Source organism: Streptomyces sp. NPDC001714 (assembly GCF_042892755.1).
In the GTDB taxonomy this organism is placed as follows: Bacteria; Actinomycetota; Actinomycetes; order Streptomycetales; family Streptomycetaceae; genus Streptomyces.
Map to the genome: position 1 here is coordinate 1 of NZ_JBIAUL010000072.1, position 2,329 is coordinate 2,329.

Annotated in this window: 1 protein-coding gene; it reads left to right on the plus strand. The window is 72.0% G+C overall.

The genetic code is table 11. From position 1 onward, the window contains the following. Positions 1-2,329: beta-ketoacyl synthase N-terminal-like domain-containing protein (locus ACFY0P_RS52115; RefSeq protein ID WP_388929527.1), on the plus strand; the 2,329-nt coding region annotated here is incomplete at both ends.

Sequence of the window (2,329 nt, forward strand, 5' to 3'; positions counted from 1 at the left end):
AACTACGCCGCCGCCAACACCTACCTCGACGCCCTCGCCCACCACCGCCACACCCACCACCTCCCCGCCACCTCCCTCGCCTGGGGACTCTGGGAGCAGGAGAGCGCGTTGAGCACCGGCCTGGACAAGGCCCCCGACGGCGTGGCGGCCTTGCCCTCCGAGGCCGCGCTGGCCCTCTTCGACAAGGCCCTGGGCGGGTCGGAACCGGCCTTGGTCGCCGCTCGGTTCGACCTGCCGGCCCTGCGCGAGCAGGCATCCGACGGCATCCTGCCGCCGGCGCTGGGCGGGCTCGTCCGCACGTCACGCCGCCGTACCGCGTCCGCGTCCTCGCTGGCCCGCAGGCTGGCCGGCCTGACGTCCGAGGCCCAGGACGAGTTGCTGCTGGACACGGTCCGCACCGCGGTCGCCGCCGTGCTCGGCCATCTCGGTCCGGAGACGGTCAAGCCTGGCCGAGCCTTCAGCGACCTCGGCTTCGACTCGCTGGGCGCGGTGCGCCTGCGCAACCGCCTCAGCGTGAGCACCGGCCTGCGGCTGCCCGCCACACTCGTCTATGACCACCCGACCCCGCAGGCCCTCGTGTGGTACCTGCGGGAGGTGATCAAGGACGAGGACCGCCCCTCGAACCCGACAGGCACAGGGGCTGTCGCGACCACCGAGGCGGAGCCCCTGGCCATCGTCTCGATGGCGTGCCGCTTTCCCGGGGGCGCAGATACCCCAGAGGAGTTCTGGCGGCTGCTGCGTTCCGGCACGGACGCGATCGGCGGCTTCCCGGACGACCGGGGCTGGAACATCTCCGAGCTATACGACCCCGACCCGGACACCCCGCACACGACGTACGCACGGCACGGCGGATTCCTCTACGACGCGGCGGGGTTCGATCCCGACTTCTTCGGCATGTCACCGCGCGAGGCCCTGACCACGGATCCTCAGCAGCGGCTGCTGCTGGAGACCGCCTGGGAGGCCTTCGAGCGGGCGGGGCTCGACCAGAGCCGGCTGCGCGGCAGCCGTACCGGCGTCTTCGCGGGTGTCATCGCCCAGGAGTACGGCCCCCGGGGCACCCAGATGCCCGAGTCACTGGAGGGATACTTCCTCACCGGCAGTACGACGAGTGTGGCGTCGGGCCGGGTGGCGTACACCTTCGGCCTGGAGGGCCCCGCCGTCACCGTCGACACCGCCTGCTCCTCCTCTCTCGTCGCCCTCCACCTCGCCGCCCAGGCCCTCCGCAACGGCGAATGCGATCTCGCCCTCGCCGGCGGCGTCACCGTGATCGCCGATCCTGGGATCTTCACCGAGTTCAGCCGGCAGCGGGGGCTGTCCCCCGACGGCCGCTGCAAACCCTTCGCCGCGGCCGCCGACGGCACCGGCTGGGGCGAAGGAGCAGGACTCCTCCTCCTCGAACGCCTCTCCGACGCACGCCGCAACGGCCACCCCGTCCTCGCCCTCGTCCGCGGCTCCGCCGTCAACCAGGACGGCGCCTCCAACGGACTCACCGCACCCAACGGCCCCGCACAACAACGCGTCATCCGCCAGGCCCTGAAGAGCGCCCGCCTCCAACCCGCCGACATCGACGCCGTCGAAGCCCACGGCACCGGCACCCGACTCGGCGACCCCATCGAAGCCCAAGCCCTCATCGCCACCTACGGTCAGAACCGCGAACACCCCCTCCACCTGGGTGCCGTCAAGTCCAACATCGGCCACACCCAGGCCGCCGCAGGCGTCGCCGGCATCATCAAAATGGTGCAGGCACTGCGCGAAGGCGTCCTGCCCAGGACTCTGCACATCGACCAGCCGACGCCTCATGTCGAGTGGGCCGAGGGCAACATCGCCCTCCTTACGGAGAACACGTCGTGGCCCGAGGTCGACCGGCCCCGCCGCGCCGCCGTCTCCTCCTTCGGCATCAGCGGAACCAACGCCCACGTCATCCTCGAACAGGCCCCGGCCGGGCCCGCCGTGGCCGAGGAGACCACTGGGGCGCCGCTGCCCTGGTTCGTCTCCGCGAAGTCCGAGGGGGCCCTCGTCGAACAGGCGGCCCGGCTCCACGCGGAGCTGGCCGCGCGACCCGGCGTCGAGCCGCAGGGCGTGGCACGAGCTCTGCTGAACCGCACCCAGATGACGTACCGCTCGGCCGTGGTCGGCACCACGCTGCCGGAGTACCTGACCGGGCTCGCCGCTCTCGCGGAGGAGCGCGAGGCCCCGAACGTCCTCCGGGCCGCCACGCCGGAGACGGAGCCGCGGGTGGCGTTCCTGTTCTCCGGACAGGGCTCACAACGGCCGGGCATGGGACGGGAGTTGTACGACACCTACCCCGTCTTCACCGAAGCCCTCGACG